Genomic DNA, 16,915 nt, shown 5'->3' on the forward strand with positions numbered 1-16,915 from the left:
CCGCGGACGGCCCGCGGTGATGCGTCAGGAACCCGCCGAGCTGCGGTCGGTGATCGGCGTCATGTCGGCGTGCGACAGGAGCCGGTTGATGTTGCGGTCGGTGAAGACGGAGCCCTCGACGCCGATCGCGGCGCCGTCGAGGAGCCGTTCGAACTCTGTGTCCTGCTCGCGGCCCTTGAGGCCGACGGACGCGACGGGGTCGGCGTCGAGCTCACCGGTGATGTCGATGAGGCGTACGACGATGTCGTCGCGCTGGAAGACCGTGCTGGCGTACACCGGGTTCCGCGGGTCCTCCGCCGCGGCGGCGTCCTGGTGGGCGAGGAGGCGGGCGAGTTCCATCCCGCAGCCCTGCTTCGCCGGGTACCGCAGTCCGTGCCGGTGCAGGCCCTCGGGGGCCGGGCGGTCGGACACGACGTGGTGGACGGCCGGGAGCGCGGCCCGGGTGAAGAAGACGCGCGCCGACTCGGGGTCGGTCAGGTCCCGGTCCTGTTCGAGGTAGGGGTTGATGGCTTCCTCGACCTCGCGGATCTCGGGCTGCCGGGCCACGTGGCGCAGCGCCGCGAGGAGGTCGCCCTCCACCTCCACGGCCCGCACGACACGGTTGCCGTGCAGGAAGAGCGAGGTACGGCGCAGCCGCGTGGTGTCGTCGACCTGGGCCTGGGGCGACGGGTAACCGGCGAGGATCTCGGCGACCTTCGACTCGGAGCCGGGCTTGACGGTGAAGGTGAGGGCGTGGCGCGCGGCACCGTCGCCGACCCGGGCCGCGACCTTCGTGGCCGACGACGCCCGCTCGCGCGTGAGCGGCTGGGCGGGGCTGGTCTCGCGCAGGATGCTGTAGCGCATCGACCGGGTGTCCCTGACGCAGCTGTGCATCGGGCGGACCGTCTCGACGTGCTCCTCGCTGTTCACCCAGGCCAGGAAGGGCGGGGCGCTCTCCCATTCGCTGGTGATGAGCCACTGCGAGGGGTTCTCGATCGACTGGCACAGCTGGTCGCTGAGGTGACCGGGGACGGACGCGACCTGATTGCGCATGTGCTCGTACGCGGCGAGGAACTCCTGCTGGGCTCCCTCGTACAGGTCGAGCAGAAGGATCACGCGCAGCCGGGAGCCGTCGAAGGCCGACTGCGAAATGCGTCCTGAGATGGACATACGGGGCACCTCTCTCTTCGTTCACCGAAGGCTTCATTCGTCCTGGGCTTCATCTCGTCCAGGGCTTCGTTCGCCGAAGGCTTTGTTCGCCGGGGGCGTCGTCCGTCGAAGGTGTCGTCCGTCGGCGGGTTCGTCCGTCGACGGCCTCGTTCGCCGAAGGCCGGGAGCGGCTGTCGCGTCCGAAACGGCGCGGTCGCCATGTGCCGATCGTTGTTGGGCCCCCACGGGGGCGCGATTCGCACGAGCCGGACGGGTGAAGCGCAGGCCCGAGTGGGTGCTTCCCGCGCGCGGGGGGGTACAGGGCCGCGTGCACTCTGGGACCTGATCCCCCACACATCTCCGCACCCTTCGCAGGTGACTCTGGAGGCAGTCAATGAAACCGTCAGAAGAGGTCCTCGAGGCCACTCAACGCACGCCGGTGCTCATCGTCGGCGGCTCCCTCGTAGGCCTGTCCACCTCGCTCTTCCTGGGGCGCCTCGGCGTCCCGCACGTGCTCGTCGAACGTCACTCGGGCACGTCGATCCATCCACGCGGTCGCGGCAACAACGTGCGCACCATGGAGCTGTTCCGGGTGGCCGGGGTGCAGCGCCGCATCGAGGACGCCGCGTCGGTACTGGCCGACAACCACGGCATCCTCCAGACCCCGACCCTCGTGGGCGACGCCGGCGAGTGGCTGTTCAAGGAGATCGACCCCGGTGGCGGGCTCGCCCGCTTCAGCCCCGGCGGCTGGTGCCTGTGCAGCCAGAACGACCTGGAGCCCGTGCTGCTCAAGAGCGCCCAGGAACTGGGTGGCGATCTGCGGTTCCACACCGAGCTGATGTCGTTCGAGCAGGACTCCGAGGGCGTGACCGCGCACCTCAAGAGCCGGGACACGGGCGAGCACACCACCATCCGCGCGGACTATCTCGTCGCGGCGGACGGGCCGCGCAGCCCCATCCGCGAGCACCTCGGCATCGGGCAGAGCGGGCCCGGCGACCTGTTCCACAACGTGAGCCTCACGTTCACCTCGCGCGACCTCGCGGACGTCGTGGGCGACCGGCGCTTCATCGTCTGCTACCTGACAAGCCCGGAGGCCGACGGCGCGCTCCTGCCGGTCGACAACCGCGAGCACTGGGTCTTCCACGCGCCCTGGCACCCCGAGCACGGCGAGACGCTTGAGGAGTTCACGGACGAGCGGTGCGTCGAACACATCCGGCGCGCCGTCGGCGTACCGGACCTCGACGTGCGGATCACCGGCAGGGCCGCGTGGCACGCCGCCGAGCGGGTCGCCGAGCGGTACGCGGACGGGCGGGTGTTCCTCGCGGGCGACTCGGCCCACGAGATGTCCCCGACGGGGGCCTTCGGCTCCAACACGGGGATCCAGGACGCGCACAATCTCGCGTGGAAGCTGGCGGCCGTGCTCGGGGGGTGGGCGGGCCGTGGGTTGCTGGAGTCGTACGACGCGGAGCGTCGTCCGGTGGCGGAGGCGACTAGTGCGCGGGCGTCTTCTCGGTCGGTGGAGCACAGTCACCCGGGGTATACGCCGGAGGCGGGGGTGGGGGGCACTGGGGGTGCGGGTGGTCCAGGGGGTCCGGGCGGTGCCGGTGGGCCGGGCGGTGCGGGTGAGTCCCGTGGGCCGGGTGGTGTCGGTGGGCCGGGCGGTGCGGGTGGGTCCCGTGGGCCGGGTGGTGTCGGCGGGCCTCGCGGTGCGGGTGGGCCGGGTGGTGCGGGTGGTTCGGGCGGTGCGGGTAGTTCCGGTGGTCCGAGCAGTGCCGGTGGGCCTCGCGGTGCGGGTGGGCCGGGTGGTGCGGGTGGTTCGGGCGGTGCGGGTGGGCCGGGTGGTCCGAGCAGTGCCGGTGGGCCTCGCGGTGCGGGCGGTGCGGGTGGTTCCGGTGGTCCGGCCGGATCCGGTGCTTCCGGTGGCTCTGGCCGTCCGGTGCGTCCCGAGGGTGCCGGTGGCCCTGGCGGTCCCAGCGGTGCCGGTGGTCCCGGCGGTGCCTGTGGTCCCGGTGCTTCCGGTGGCCGTGGCGGTCCCGGTGGAGCCGGCGGTCCCGGCGGAGCCGGTGGTCCCGGTGGCAAGAAGGGCGGGATTCTCAATGTGGCGCTCGGCTACCGCTACCCGCGCGGGGCGGTCCTCGGCGCCGATCCGGCGACGCCGGTCGTACCCGAAGGGATGCGCCTGACGGGCGAGCCCGGGAGCCGTGCCCCTCACCTGTGGCTGAACCGTGCGGGCACCCGGATCTCGACCCTCGATCTGTACGAGCGGTCGCTGGTGCTGCTGAGTAGCGGTGACAGCGAGGGCGCGAACGGTGACGCCGGCTGGCACGCCGCCGCGCAGCGCCTCGCGGAAGCCATGGGCGTACGGCTCGACTCGTACCGGATCGGCTCCGGTCCCGGCGCCGAGCTGGCGCCCGAGACAGACGCGGACTGGGCGGAGGCCCACGGCGTCGGCGCGGGCGGTGCGGTGCTCGTCCGCCCTGACGGTTTCGTCGCATGGCGCTCCGAAGGACCTGCGGCGGACCCGGAGTCGGAACTCCGCAAGGTCCTCACCACCGTCCTGGCCCGGAACTGAAAACTCCGCCGGCTCCGCTCGTGGGGGTGAGCGGAGCCGGGGGGCGGGGGCAGAGATGGGGGCGGAGTTGAGGGGACACCGGTGTGCGGGGAGGCAAGGGGACACCGATGTGCGCGGACACAGGGGGATGTTCGCGGGGAAAGACCCCGGAGGGGACACGGGGCCTGTGCTCGTAACGACCCGATGTTCAGACGAGGTGGGCGAAGACCACCAGGTTGTCGCTGTAGTCCTTCGCCGCGCGGTCGTACGCGCCGGCGCAGGTGATCAGGCGGACCTGGGCCTGCGGAGTGTCCCCGTACACACGGTCGTTGGGGAAGTCGTTCTTCGCGAACTCCTCGACGCTGTCGACCAAGAACGAGGCCGTTCGCTTGTCGGACCTCTGCACGGTGAAGCGGTCGCCCTTCTTCAGATCGCTGAGGCCGGCGAACACCGCGGGGGAGGTCTTCGTGTCGACATGCCCGGCGATGATCGCGGTGCCTGTCTCTCCTGGTGACACTCCGTCAGCCTGCCAGCCGACCAGGTTGGTGTTGTCGGCGGGCGGCGGCTCGAGCTGACCCGTGGGGCCGATGGCGAGGCCGGTGAACGGGGCGTTCACCCCGATCTTGGGGATCAGCAGCCGGGTCGGCGTGGCCCGCGGCAGATAGTTTCCGACGGGCGGTGCGGCGTGCGCGGCCGATGACGACGAAGACGAAGACGAAGACGACGAAGACGGCGGCCGCGTGTGCGCTGCCGCGGAATCGGTCGAACCGGACGATCCGGCGGGTTCGTTGTGGCCGCCGAGCAGGCTCACCGCCACGAACAGGATTCCGAGCGACCACGCGATCCAGATGCCTGTGCGGGAACGGTGCCTGGTCGGCTTGGACTCGGATTGATCAGGGGAAGGCAACCGGGCTGCCATCAGGCACCACCTCAGGGAAAGAAGAGGAGCGGCCACACCGGGCCGCACGGGTATCGCGAGCAGAGCGGGAACCGCGGACGACAAAAGGCCAGCCGGGCCGCCGCGCCGGATTCACGCGGCGGCCTCGGCCGCTATGACAGGCATCAGTCAGGACGCGCCGTCGGACGTGGTCTTACGGCGGAGGGCGTAGACGCCTGCCGCGGCGACACCGAGGATCGCCAGACCGCCGGCGGTGACGCCCGGGTTCGACGCGAGAGCGCCGCCACCGGTGTGCATACCGCCACGCGGCTTGTCACGGTCCTCGTCGGAGCCCCAGGAGTCGTTGCCACCGTCCTTCTTGTAGCTCTCGGGGTCGAACTTCGCCTGATCCTTGGTCCAGTCGTCGCCCTTCACCACCATGGCCAGCGCGCCACCACCGGTGTGCATCCCACCACGGGGCTTCTCACGGTCCTCACCACGGTTGTTGTCCCGGCCACGGCCCTCGCCACGGTTGTTGTCACGACCCCGGTCCTCGCCGCGGTTGTTGTCCCGACCGCGGTCACGACCCTCGTCACGACCCCGGTCCTCGCCGCGGTTGTTGTCCCGACCCCGGTCCTCACCGCGGTTGTTGTCACGACCCCGGTCCTCGCCACGGTTGTTGTCCCGACCGCGGTCACGACCCTCGTCACGACCCCGGTCCTCACCGCGGTTGTTGTCCCGACCCCGGTCCTCGCCACGGTTGTTGTCCCCACCGTGGTCACGACCCTCGTCCCCGTCCCGGCCCGAGTCGTCACCCTTCACCACCATGGCCAGCGCACCACCACCGGTGTGCATCCCACCACGGGGCTTCTCACGGTCCTCACCGCGGTTGTTGTCCCGACCGCGGTCACGACCCTCGCCACGCCCCCGGTCCTCACCACGATTGTTGTCCCGCCCCCGGTCCTCACCGCGGTTGTTGTCCCGACCGTGGTCACGACCCTCGTCCCTCTTGCCTCCGTCCCGGCCCGAGTCGTCACCCTTCACCACCATGGCCAGCGCACCACCACCGGTGTGCATCCCACCGTTCGGCTTGCAGCGGTCCTCATCGCGGTTCCGGTCCTCGTCACGGTTGCGCCCCTCGTCGCGGTTGCCGTCCCTCCCCTGGTCACGGCCCTCGTCGCGGTTGCAGTCCTCACCGCGGTTCCGGTCCTCGTCGCGGTTGCCGTCCCTCCCCTGGTCTCGACCCTCGTCGCGGTTGCTGTCCTTGTCGTGCTCCCTGCTGTAGGAGGAGTCATCGTTGCCCCAGTCGCTCCCCGCGGCGGCCAGTGCGCCGGGGGCTGCGATCGCGAGGGCGGCAGTGGCCGTCGCCGTCGCAAGGAGCATTCGGGTTCGGGCAGAACGCATCTTCAGTGTCCTTCCGCCGCGGCCAAGCCGCTGACGCGTTGTCAGCACGAGTAACCGGCCCCGACCTGATCACCGTCAGTCAGCCCCGAGCCGCGCACCACCGGAGCCATCCACCCGAATCACCCCCGCGGCCCCGTGTACTCCGGCCGCCGTCCACGCGCCCGATCCGGGCCACCGATCCTGATCAGGCATTTAACGGCCTGTGAGCATCCACACACTTTCCGCGACACTCCGTGCGCACAACCCGATCGGCCGCGACTCGACTGCGCACCGCCGTCCCCCGAATGCTCGGGCCGACTGATGAGCTCGCTGACGACCGAACGCGTCCGCCTCCCTGGCGCGACATCAGCAGGCAGCACCCTCACCCGGCGCAGTTCACCGCCCCCGCATGGTGCCCCCGCGCATAGCCACAGCCGAAACTATGGTGCCCCACCACATGTGCCGTTGACCTGCGTCTTTCTACCTTGTGCCCACACGGACCCGTCCCCGCCCAACGCCTGGAAGTGGTGCACATGGCCTCCGCAGCAACCGCTCCCCCACCACCCGCGAACCTCCGCCGGATCGTCGCGGCGAGCCTCATCGGCACGACGATCGAGTGGTACGACTTCTTCCTGTACGGATCCGCCGCCGCGCTGGTCTTCAACACGCTCTTCTTTCCCGAAGCCGACCCGCTCGTCGGCACGCTGCTCTCCTTCCTGACGTACGCCGTAGGGTTCGCGGCCCGGCCGCTCGGCGCGCTCGTGTTCGGGCACTTCGGCGACCGCATCGGCCGTAAGAAGCTCTTGGTCCTGAGCCTGCTCATGATGGGCGGGGCGACCTTCGCGATCGGCCTTCTGCCGACGTACGCCACGATCGGCGCGGCCGCCCCGGTGCTGCTCACCGTGCTGCGGCTCGTCCAGGGCTTCGCGCTCGGCGGCGAGTGGGGCGGCGCCGTGCTGCTTGTCTCCGAGCACGGGGACAGCAGGCGGCGCGGCTTCTGGGCGTCGTGGCCCCAGACCGGCGCGCCCGCCGGCCAGCTGCTCGCCACCGGCGTGCTCTCCCTGCTGACCGCGCTCATCTCCGACGCCTCCTTCGGCTCGTGGGGCTGGCGCATCCCGTTCCTGCTGTCCGGGGTCCTCGTCGTCCTCGGTCTGTGGATTCGCCTCTCCGTCGATGAATCACCCGTCTTCAAGGAGGCGTTGGCCCGCGCCGAGGAGCGGAAGGCCGCGGCCGGGGGCGCCGAGGAGAAGACCCCGCTGATCGCCGTCCTGCGCCACCACTGGCGTGACGTCCTCGTCGCCATCGGCGCGCGCATGGCGGAGAACATCAGCTACTACGTGATCACCGCCTTCATCCTCGTGTACGCGACCACATCGGCCGGCGTCTCGAAGCAGACCGCGCTGAACGCCGTACTCATCGCCTCCGCCGTCCACTTCGCCGCGATCCCCGCGTGGGGCGCGCTCTCCGACCGCCTCGGACGCCGGCCCGTGTATCTGTTCGGGGCCGCCGGAATCGGCCTGTGGATGTTCCCGTTCTTCGCTCTCATCGACACCGGCACCTTCGGGAACCTCCTCATCGCCGTCACCGTCGGCCTCGTCCTGCACGGAGCGATGTACGCACCGCAAGCTGCCTTCTTCTCCGAGATGTTCGCGACCCGTATGCGCTACTCGGGCGCCTCCATCGGCGCACAGTTCGCCTCCGTCGCGGCGGGCGCCCCCGCCCCGCTGATCGCCACGGCCCTGCTCGCCGACTACGGCACCTCCACCCCGATCGCCCTCTACGTGATCGCCGCCGCCGTACTGACGCTGATCGCGGTGGGCGTCGCGAAGGAGACCCGGCACCGCGACCTGACCCGCGTCGAGGAGCACGGCTCCTCCGGCAGGGCGTCCGCCGCGGGCCACCCGGCGGACGCACGCAGCGTCTGAGCCCGACGGCGTCCGTCACCGGCCTCCGTACGCATCCCGCGCACGGGGGCCGGGCCCGTTCGGACGCTCGGGTCAGCCCGATGTCGCGCCGGTCAACCGGTGCAGCCGCAGCGCGAGTTGGAGCTCCAGGGACCGGGCGGGCGACTGCCAGTCGGGGCCGAGGAGCCGGCCTATTCGCTCGAGCCGCTGCGCCACCGTGTTCACATGCACATGCAGCGCGTCCTTGGTGCGGGCCGGGCTCATCCCCGAGGCGAAGTACGCGTCCAGCGTGCGCACGAGATCGGTCCCTCTGCGGCGGTCGTACGTCACGACCTCGCCCATCGTGCGGTCCACGAACCCGGTGATGTCGCGGCTGTCGGCGAGCAGCAGCCCGAGGAAGCCGAAGTCCTCGGCGGCGGCCCCCTCCCCCGCTCTGCCGAGCAGACGTAGAGCGTCGAGGCAGCGCTGCCCCTCGGCGTACGCGTCGGCGACCGTGTGCGTGCGGGTGGCCAGGTCCTCCAGAGGCGCCGACGCTCCGACGGTGACCCGCTCGTGCACCGCGGCGGAGAGGTGCTTGGCCGTGCGGCGGGCCAGGTCGGAGGCCCGGTCCGCCGCTCTGAGCGGAAGCAGCAGGACCGTACCCCCGTCTCGCGCGGCGGCGAGGCCGTGCCGGGTGGCGGCGAGGTGGGACGCGGCGGACCAGAGGCGGCGGCGTGCGGCGGCTTCCTGTTCGGCGTCGGAGCCCGGGGTCTCCAGGCGCGCCGCAAGGACCACGTGGACGGCGTCCAGGTCGGCGTGCAGCCGGGCGGCGCGCTCCCTCAGCAGACGCGGATCCCGGTCGCGCGCGTCGAGCAGGTCGTCCAACAGCTCGCCCCGTACGCGCTGTTCGGCCTCGGATGCAGAGCGCCGGGCGAGCAGCAAGAGCGAGGTGACCATCGCGGCGCGCTCCAGGGTGCGCTGGTCGACGGGGTCGAGCCCGGGGTGCCCGCGCAGCACGAGCGCGCCGAGCAGTTCACCGCCCGCGGCGACGGCGGCGACCCAGTCATCACCGTCGCGTACGGCGTGACCGTCCGCGCGCGAGGCTTCGAGGGGTTTGTCGGGGGCGGTGACCGCGTCGGCGAACTCCACTGTTCCGTCGAGGACTTGGGAGACGGCCGCCGCCACGTCGTGGACGCCGCCGCCCCGCAGGACCAGTTCGGCGAGGCGGTCGTGGACATCGGAGGCCCGCTCGATGACGCCGCTGCGGTCCCGGATGATCTCGTTGGCGCGCTCCAGCTCGCCCAGCGCCTCGCGGGTCTCGGAGAGCAGGTTCGCGGTGTCGATGGCGGCCGCGGCGAGCGCCGCGAAGGAGCCGAGCAGCGCGATCTGCTCCCGCTCGAAGACGCGCGCCCGCCGGTCGGCAGCGAACAGCACACCGATGACGTGCGGCCCCAACGTAAGCGGTACACCCAGGATCGCGACAAGCCCCTCGTCGTGGACCCCGGCGTCGATGGTGCGGGTGTGCTGGAAGCGGACGTCGTGGGCGTAGTCCGCCGTCACGTAAGGCCGCGCGGTCTGGGCGACGAGACCTCCGAGCCCCTCCCCCATGCCGAGCCTGAGCTGCTGGAAGCGTGCGGCGACCGAGCCCTCGGTGACCCGCATGTAGGTGTCGCCGCGGGCCGGGTCGTTCAGCGTCAGATAGGCGACGTCCGTGCCGAGGAGCGAGCGGGCGCGCTGCACGATGGCCTGGAGTACGGCGTCCAGATCACGCAGCCCGGCCAGGTCGTGCGCCGTCTCGAAGAGCGCGGACAGCTCCGCCTCGCGGCGGCGTCTGCCTTCGAGGTCCGCGCGGACCCGAAGGGCGAGCCCCTTCGCGCGGTCGAGTGCGTCGATCCGCTCCCGTGGCTCGCCCTCGGCGCGGGCGACAAGGACGGGCTGTTCGTAGGCGTCGGCGGACGCGCCCCGGGCGAGAAGTTCCAGGAACGGCGTCTCGGCACTCGGTGCGGGTCCCTCGGGCTGGGCGGCGGACTGCGTTGGCTCGTGCGACATGCTCACCAGGATCACCCACCGTGCGGCCGGGCCCGCCAGCCCTGTGGACAACTCAATGGATCAGTCAATTCCCGTCACTCACAAGGGTGGTCAGTGTGCAGTCCAGCCGCCGTCGAGCACGAGGGACGTCCCGGTGATGAAGGAGGCCTGCGGGCTGCACAGGTACGCGACGGCCTCGGCGACCTCGTCGGGTTCGATGAGCCGCTTGAGCGCGCTGTCCTGGAGCATGACCTCGGTCAGGACGCGCTCCTCGGGGATGCCGTGGGCTGCGGCCTGGTCGGCGAGCTGCTTCTCGACGAGGGGCGTGCGGACGTAGCCGGGGTTCACGCAGTTCGAGGTGACGCCGTGCGGGGCGCCTTCGAGCGCCGCCGTCTTGGAGAGCCCTTCGAGCCCGTGCTTGGCGGCGACGTAGGCGGACTTGAACGCGGAGGCGCGCAGCCCGTGGACGGACGAGAGGTTCACGATGCGCCCCCAGCCCTGCTCGTACATGTGCGGCAGCGCGCCCCGCACGAGGCGGAAGGGCGCCTCCAGCATCACGGTCAGGACGGTGTGGAAGACGTCGGGCGGGAACTCCTCGATGGGGCGCACCAGTTGGAGCCCCGCGTTGTTGACCAGGATGTCGGCGCCGGCGGCGCACTCCTCGGCCGCGTCCAGGTCGGTGAGGTCCAGGACGCGCGGCTCGATGCCGCCGGCGGTGACGGCTGCCTGCTCGGCCAGCGCGTCCAGTCCCGCCCTGTCCCGGTCGACCGCTCTCACCTCGGCCCCGGCGGCGGCGAGCCGCAGCGCGCAGGCGCGGCCGATGCCGCCCGCGGCGCCGGTGACGAGTGCGATGCGGCCGCCCAGGTCGAGGGGCGCGGTGAGGGGTGCGGCGGGCGCGGCGAAGGGTGTGGTGGGCGCGGTCATGTTCCGCACCCTAGGCAGCCGCCGCGCCCCGCCCGATGTGGTCAGCCCCCATACTTCAGCGCTCGGTCATGGTCTCGAACCATGTCGGTGCGTCGGTCGACGCCTGCTTGATGCGAAGCAGGCAGAAGTTGCCCAGCGGGGGCAGCGCGTCCAGCTCGAACCAGCCCACTTCGAGGGACTCGTCGTCGTTCACGCGCGCGTGGCCGCCCGTCGCGCGGCAGCGGAAGGAGATGTCGGTGAACTGGCACTGGTCGCCGTTCGGATACGTCACCGGCTTGAGAGTCTTCACCAGGACGACCCGCTCGGCCACGCATTCGACGCCCGTCTCCTCGTACACCTCGCGCACGGCGGCCTCCGCGGGCTGTTCCCCCGGCTCCGGGATCCCAGCGAGGACCGCCCACTTGCCCGTGTCGGCCCGCCGCCCGAGGAGGACCCTGCCCGCGTCGTCGAAGACGATGGCGCTCACGCCGGGCAGGACGAGGAGCTGGTGGCCCACGGAGGCCCGGATCGTGCGGATGAACTCTGGAGTCGGCATGTCAGCGACCCTATCCGGCGGCGCGAACACCCCGGCGGGAGCGCACCACGGCCCAGCCGAGCCCGGCCGCGCCGATCCCCACGAGCAGCACCTCGGGCCAGACACCGAGGCGCGTGGCAAGGGTCAGGGAGGTCCGCTTGGGCACGTCGGCGACCAGGGTGTCGGCGACGAACATGCCGGTGTGCTGGGCGACGGACCCGTCGGGCCGGATGATCGCGCTGACGCCGCTGGTGACCGGGACCATGACGGCGCGGTCGTGCTCGACGGCGCGCACCCGGTCCATGGCGAGCTGCTGGTAGGTCATCTGGCTGCGGTCGAAGGTGGCGTTGTTGCTGGGCACGGAGAGGATCTGCGCGCCCGCCTTCACCTGGTCGCGTACGACGGAGTCGAAGGCGGCCTCGTAGCAGGTGACCGGGCCGACCTTGGTGCCCGCCATGTCGAAGACGACGGCTTTCTTGCCGGCCACGAAGTTGCCCGCGCGGTCGACGTCCTTGCTGAAGATCCGGAAGAAGCTCCGGTAGGGCATGTACTCGCCGAACGGCTGGAGCTGCCGCTTGTCGTAGACGGCGCCGGGGCCCGTCTTGGGGTCCCAGAGGATCTGCCGGTTGCGGGGCGTGCCGTCCTCGGCGTTGACCACGGCGCCGACGGAGATGGGCGCGTCGACGGCCTTGGCGGCCTTGTCGATCTCGGCGTACGCGTCGGGGTTGGCGTAGGGGTCGATGTCGGAGGAGTTCTCCGGCCACAGGACGAGGTCGGGCTTCTTGATCTGGCCCGCCTTGATCCGCGCGGCGAGCTTCATCGTCTCGCGCACGTGGTAGTCGAGCACGGCCCGGCGCTGGGAGTTGAAGTCGAGGCCCATGCGCGGCACGTTGCCCTGGACGACGGCCACGCGCGCGGTGCCGTTCTCGGGGGCGTTGGAGATGAACGGCGCCGTGGCCGCTCCGGCGATGACGGGCGCGACGGTGATCGCGGCGGCGACGGCCACACCACGGTCCCGCACCCGGCGTACGTCCTTGAGGCGCAGCGCGAGCGCGGTGAGGCCGAACCCGCACAGGACGACGGCGAAGCCGAGAAGCGGCGTGCCGCCCAAGGATGCGAGGGGCAGGAACAGGCCACTGGGCTGCCCGAACGCGAGCTTGCCCCAGGGGAAGCCGCTGAACGGGAAGCGGGCCCGCAGGGCCTCGTCCGCGATCCATACGCCCGCGGCCCACAGCGGCCACAGCGGAAGCCGGGAGACGTAGGCGATGCCGAGGCCTGCGAGGCTCATGACCAGCGCTTCGGCGAAGGCGAGCGCCAGCCACGGCAGCGGTCCGACGTCGACGCCCGTCCACGACAGGAGCGGCAGGAAGTAGCCGAGGCCCATGACGAAGCCCAGGCCGAATCCCGCGCGCAGCCGCCGCCCGTACACGGCCCCGCCGAACAGGGCGAGCGCGAGAGGTGCCAGCCACCACAGCTCACGGGGCGGGAAGGAGACGTACAGCAGCACTCCGGAGAGTGCCGCCGCGGCGGCCCGGGCGGTCCCGCGCAGCAGTCCGGCCACGCGCGAGGAGGGCGCCGACTGCGGTTCGAGCTGCTGCGGGCCGTCTACGGAAGTTGCGGTGGCGGTCACTCCGGGAGTGTACGGCGGGTCACCTGCCCGGCGACATGTCGGTCCAGGGGCCGGGCTCGCCCCCGGCACGGCCCATGAAGCATCGTTCCTGCGCAACCCATCCACAAACGCCCGCATCAGCCGTTACCGTGTGCCCGAGTCCCCTGCGACGGGCCGGATCCGGCCATGCCGCCCGGGGCCCGTCACAGTCGGGGGGCGACGGGGTGGTGGCGACGGGGATGTCATCGACGGCGGGTCCGTCGACGGAGACGGAGTACGAGCGGCACGGGGTCGCGGACGCGGTGGGTGTCGTGGTGCTCGGGGCATGTGCGGCGTGGTCATTGCTCACGGCGACCACCCGCGCGGGCCGGCCGGAAGGCGTTCTGCTCGCGGTCCTTGCCGTGGCCGCCGGTTATGTGTGCGGGCGGATCTCGGGCGCGCTGGTGCCGGTGGCGGCGCCCTGTGCGGCGGCCCTCGCCGGACTCGGGCTCGCGCTCGCCTCCCCGCACGCCGTCCCCGCGCCCGACACCGGCTCGCCCCTCGGCCGTACCGGCGCGACCGCCGCGCTCCTGGTGCTCGCCACCGGAGCGGCCTGCTGCGCGGCCTGGGCGGCGCGGCGCTCCCTGGCGCGCACGGCCCTGTTCCTGCTGGCCGGCGGCACGGTCGCGGCGGCGGCCGTGGTCGGGTCCATCGCCGGGGTGACCGCGTGCGCGGGCGTCCTGCTGTGCTCCCTCGCCGCCGTCGGGATGCGGCACCGGGGCCTCGGACTCGCCGGCCTCGGACTCGTGACGGCGGTCGTGGCCGGACTCGCCCTGGCCCTGCTGAAGGGCGTACTGCCCGCAGGGCTCGACGCCTCGCTGACGGGGCTGCTCACGCGGCACCGGGTCATGCTCTGGCAGGACGCGCTGAGCCTGACCGAGTCCCATCCCGGTCTGGGCGTCGGCCCCGGCCGCTTCGGGGAGCTGAGCCCCACGGCCGGCGGGACGCTGCTGTCCGACGGACGACCGCACTCGGCCCCGCTCCAGCAGGCCGCCGAACAGGGCCTGGTCGGCATAGGACTCCTGGCCGCGGTGTTCTGCTGGCTCCTCTACGTCCTGTGGCGGTCGGCGCGCTCCACGCCGGTGGTCCTGACGGCGGGCGCGGCCCTGACCGCCGTCGCGGGCCTGGCCGCCCTCGGCAACGCCCTGAGCTTCACCACCGTCACCGTGGGCGCGGGACTGCTCGCGGGAGTGGCGACGGCGCGCCCCTGGGGCGACGAGCCCCGGTACAGCGAAACGGCCGCCCCGGTGGATTCCCGGAACGGCCGTTCATAAGTACTGCGCGTGCACAGGTACCGCTGGGGTCAGATCGCGGAACCCACCCGTGGTGGCCCCAGCCGGTCGCGGATCGCGGTCACCGCGGCCTCCGCGTCGTCCACCGTGACGGTGAACTTCCGGCCGTCGCCCAGTTCGAGCACGACGGCCTCACCGCGCCGGACGACGACGGCCGTGCCCTTCTCCGGACGCCAGCGGTAACCCCAGCCGCCCCACTGCCTGGGCGTGACCCGGGGCTCGAACTCGGCCCCCACGACATGGGAGAGCGGGATGCGGCGGCGCGGAAGCCCTATGTGACCGCACCGCACCTCCAGCGAGTCCTTGTCGACCTTCACGGCCACATGGACGAAGGCGAGGGTTCCGAAGAGGATCAGCAGCCCGGCCGCGATGCAGCCGACCACCGACATCGCCAGGGCCGGGCTCTTGGACGTCCAGCTGAACTCCACGGCGAGATCGGCGCCGAGGGCCAGGAAAGCGAACCCGCCCAGCGCTGCCAGCCACTGCACGCGGTTGCGCGCCCGGCCGGTCCAGATCTCGGGGGCGACGGACACGCGCCGCTCACTACGGGAGTGGTCCCTCATGAAATCGAGAGTACTCACGTTCCCCAGCGAAGGCACCGGTCAGCGGAGAGTGATGACGCCCGCCCAGGGCCACATGGAGCAGCCCGGTGATCGTTACCGTACGTGGCTGACGGCCTGGAGCAGCCTGCCCTCGGCGTAGGCGAGCGCGGGGGTCAGCAGTGTGGTCGAGGGGCGGCCGCTGAGGAGCACCGTGACAGCACCCTGCGTACCGGCCTCGGGGTCGGGTCCGGCGCCGATCCTGCGCAGGGCCTGCGCGGCGACGGCGCCGGCGCTGCCGTGCAGCACGAGGGGCGGCGTTCCGGGCTGCTGGACGGCGGCACGGATACGTTCCGCCACGAGTTCGTAATGGGTGCAGCCCAGGACGACGGCACTTACATCGCGGGGCGTGAGCGCCGCGGCGGCGGCGATCGTCTCGTCGATGGCGTCCTCGTCCGCGTACTCCACGGCGTCGGCGAGTCCGGGGCAGGGCACCTCGGTGACCTCGACGCCGTCCGCGAAGTCCCGGATGAGGCCGCGCTGGTAGGGGCTGCCGGTGGTGGCGGGGGTGGCCCAGATGGCGACGGGTCCGGTGCCTGCGGCGGCCGGCTTGATCGCGGGGACCGTTCCGATGACCGGGATCTCGGGTTCGAGGCGGGCGCGGAGGGCCGGGAGGGCGTGGACCGTGGCGGTGTTGCACGCCACGATGAGCGCGTCGGGGCGGTGCTGCGCGGCGGCCTCGGCGACGATCAGGGCCCGCTCGACGATGCCCTCCGAACTCCGCGGTCCCCAGGGCATCCCGTCGGGGTCGGAGGAGAGGACGAGGTCGGCGTCGGGCCGCAGGCGCCGTACCGCGGCGGCGGCCGCGATGAGTCCGATTCCCGAGTCCATGAGCGCGATCTTCACCCGGAAACCATAGACGATGGCCCTTGAACGGGGTGTGGGGTGGGGCAGACTGCGGCAAATGGACGCCGTTGTGTGGATCACCGCAGCATCGCTGGCCGCGTGGGTGTGGCTGCTGGTCGGGCAGGGCTTCTTCTGGCGCACGGACCTGCGGCTGCCCCCGCGTACGGAACCTGCCGAATGGCCTTCGGTCTGCGTCGTCGTCCCCGCGCGCGACGAGGCCGCCGTGCTGCCGGACAGCCTGCCCTCGCTGCTCGCGCAGGACTATCCGGGGCGGGCGGAGATCTTCCTGGTCGACGACGGCAGCTCCGACGGGACCGGCGCCCTGGCCAGGGATCTGGCCCATCGGCACGGCGGGCTGCCGCTCACCGTCGACTCGCCCGGCGAACCTCCTGCGGGCTGGACCGGCAAGCTCTGGGCGGTGCGGCACGGGATCGGCCTGGCACGCGCGCGTGACCCCGAATACCTGCTGCTCACGGACGCGGACATCGCGCACGAGCCGGACAGCCTGCGGGAATTGGTGGCCGCCGCGCGCTCGGGCGGCTTCGACCTCGTCTCGCTGATGGCACGGCTGCGGGTGGAGAGCGTGTGGGAGCGGCTCGTCGTGCCGGCTTTCGTGTACTTCTTCGCCCAGCTGTACCCGTTCCGGTGGATCGCGCGGAAGGGCTCGCGGACGGCGGCTGCCGCGGGCGGCTGCGTACTGCTGAGCGCGCGGGCGGCCGAGCGGGCGAACGTCCCCGACTCCATCCGGCACGCCGTCATCGACGACGTGGCGCTCGCCCGCGCGGTGAAGGGTTCCGGGGGTCACATCTGGCTGGGCCTGGCCGACCGCGTCGACAGCGTGCGCCCCTACCCGGGCCTTGGCGATCTGTGGCGCATGGTGTCGCGCAGCGCCTACGCCCAGCTCCGCCACAACCCGCTGCTCCTGGCCGGGACGGTGGCCGGGCTCGCGCTGGTCTACCTGGTGCCGCCGGTCACGCTCGTCGCCGGCCTCGCCACCGGCAACGGGCTCACCGCGCTGCTCGGCGGGCTCGCCTGGCTGCTGATGACGGCGACGTACGTCCCGATGCTGCGCTACTACGGGTTGTCGCCGTGGACGGCTCCGCTGCTGCCGGGCACCGCCCTTCTGTATCTCCTCATGACCGTCGACTCGGCGGTGCAGCACTACAGAGGACGTGGTGCGGCCTGGAAGGGGCGTACGTACTCCAGGCCGGACCCAGCGCCGGAACAGCGGTAGCCGCCGGG

At 72.0% G+C, this 16,915-nt stretch carries 13 protein-coding genes and 1 pseudogene; 5 read left to right on the top strand and 9 right to left on the bottom strand.

Annotation, left to right across the window (positions count from 1 at the left end; genetic code table 11):
* Window positions 1–24 precede the first annotated feature (24 nt).
* Window positions 25–1,149, bottom strand: a complete 1,125-nt coding sequence (locus ABZ893_RS14340; protein WP_361402075.1) for a SchA/CurD-like domain-containing protein — start codon at window positions 1,147–1,149, stop codon at window positions 25–27.
* A gap of 373 nt (window positions 1,150–1,522) precedes the next feature.
* On the opposite strand from ABZ893_RS14340, the pseudogene ABZ893_RS14345 reads away from it, so the two are divergent.
* Window positions 1,523–2,998, top strand: a pseudogene (locus ABZ893_RS14345) (FAD-dependent monooxygenase); the annotation flags it as partial.
* A 303-nt stretch (window positions 2,999–3,301) separates the two neighbouring features.
* A complete protein-coding gene (locus ABZ893_RS14350; RefSeq protein WP_361402467.1) occupies window positions 3,302–3,700 on the top strand; it encodes a hypothetical protein in 399 nt (132 codons plus the stop codon).
* Window positions 3,701–3,887: 187 nt separating this feature from the next.
* Here the strand turns inward: ABZ893_RS14350 and ABZ893_RS14355 are convergent, their stop codons facing one another.
* Together ABZ893_RS14355 and ABZ893_RS14360 are read right to left on the bottom strand one after the other, a co-directional pair.
* Window positions 3,888–4,598, bottom strand: coding sequence for a class F sortase (locus ABZ893_RS14355; RefSeq protein ID WP_361402078.1), 711 nt, complete (start codon window positions 4,596–4,598; stop codon window positions 3,888–3,890).
* A 147-nt stretch (window positions 4,599–4,745) separates the two neighbouring features.
* Window positions 4,746–5,960 (bottom strand): hypothetical protein, encoded by a 1,215-nt coding sequence (locus tag ABZ893_RS14360; protein ID WP_361402081.1) that lies wholly within the window; start codon window positions 5,958–5,960, stop codon window positions 4,746–4,748.
* Between the two features lie 512 nt (window positions 5,961–6,472).
* On the opposite strand from ABZ893_RS14360, the gene ABZ893_RS14365 reads away from it, so the two are divergent.
* On the top strand, window positions 6,473–7,864 hold the full coding sequence (locus tag ABZ893_RS14365; protein ID WP_361402084.1) for an MFS transporter: 1,392 nt from the start codon (window positions 6,473–6,475) through the stop codon (window positions 7,862–7,864).
* 72 nt (window positions 7,865–7,936) lie between these two features.
* Here the strand turns inward: ABZ893_RS14365 and ABZ893_RS14370 are convergent, their stop codons facing one another.
* The 4 genes from ABZ893_RS14370 to lnt all read right to left on the bottom strand — a co-directional run bounded on the left by ABZ893_RS14370 (window position 7,937) and on the right by lnt (window position 12,918).
* Window positions 7,937–9,871: a helix-turn-helix domain-containing protein gene (locus ABZ893_RS14370; protein ID WP_361402086.1), complete on the bottom strand. Its 1,935-nt coding sequence runs from the start codon at window positions 9,869–9,871 to the stop codon at window positions 7,937–7,939.
* Window positions 9,872–9,961: 90 nt separating this feature from the next.
* Entirely contained in the window at window positions 9,962–10,774 is an 813-nt protein-coding gene (locus tag ABZ893_RS14375) for a 3-hydroxybutyrate dehydrogenase (protein ID WP_361402089.1), read from the bottom strand.
* 55 nt (window positions 10,775–10,829) lie between these two features.
* Window positions 10,830–11,309 (bottom strand): NUDIX domain-containing protein, encoded by a 480-nt coding sequence (locus ABZ893_RS14380; RefSeq protein ID WP_361402092.1) that lies wholly within the window; start codon window positions 11,307–11,309, stop codon window positions 10,830–10,832.
* A 10-nt stretch (window positions 11,310–11,319) separates the two neighbouring features.
* Window positions 11,320–12,918, bottom strand: coding sequence for an apolipoprotein N-acyltransferase (gene lnt, locus ABZ893_RS14385; RefSeq protein WP_361402095.1), 1,599 nt, complete (start codon window positions 12,916–12,918; stop codon window positions 11,320–11,322).
* Between the two features lie 218 nt (window positions 12,919–13,136).
* Here lnt and ABZ893_RS14390 point away from each other — a divergent pair, with 218 nt between their 5' ends.
* Window positions 13,137–14,210 (top strand): O-antigen polymerase, encoded by a 1,074-nt coding sequence (locus ABZ893_RS14390; protein ID WP_361402098.1) that lies wholly within the window; start codon window positions 13,137–13,139, stop codon window positions 14,208–14,210.
* 29 nt (window positions 14,211–14,239) lie between these two features.
* Here ABZ893_RS14390 and ABZ893_RS14395 read toward each other — a convergent pair whose 3' ends face one another.
* A complete protein-coding gene (locus ABZ893_RS14395) occupies window positions 14,240–14,791 on the bottom strand; it encodes a hypothetical protein (protein WP_361402101.1) in 552 nt (183 codons plus the stop codon).
* 93 nt (window positions 14,792–14,884) lie between these two features.
* Entirely contained in the window at window positions 14,885–15,673 is a 789-nt protein-coding gene (locus tag ABZ893_RS14400; RefSeq protein WP_361402103.1) for an aspartate/glutamate racemase family protein, read from the bottom strand.
* A gap of 58 nt (window positions 15,674–15,731) precedes the next feature.
* Between ABZ893_RS14400 and ABZ893_RS14405 the strand changes: the two genes are divergently transcribed.
* Window positions 15,732–16,907, top strand: a complete 1,176-nt coding sequence (locus ABZ893_RS14405) for a glycosyltransferase (protein ID WP_361402106.1) — start codon at window positions 15,732–15,734, stop codon at window positions 16,905–16,907.
* The last annotated feature ends 8 nt before the right edge of the window (window positions 16,908–16,915 follow it).

The organism is Streptomyces sp. NPDC046821, assembly GCF_040645335.1.
Taxonomy (GTDB): Bacteria; Actinomycetota; Actinomycetes; order Streptomycetales; family Streptomycetaceae; genus Streptomyces.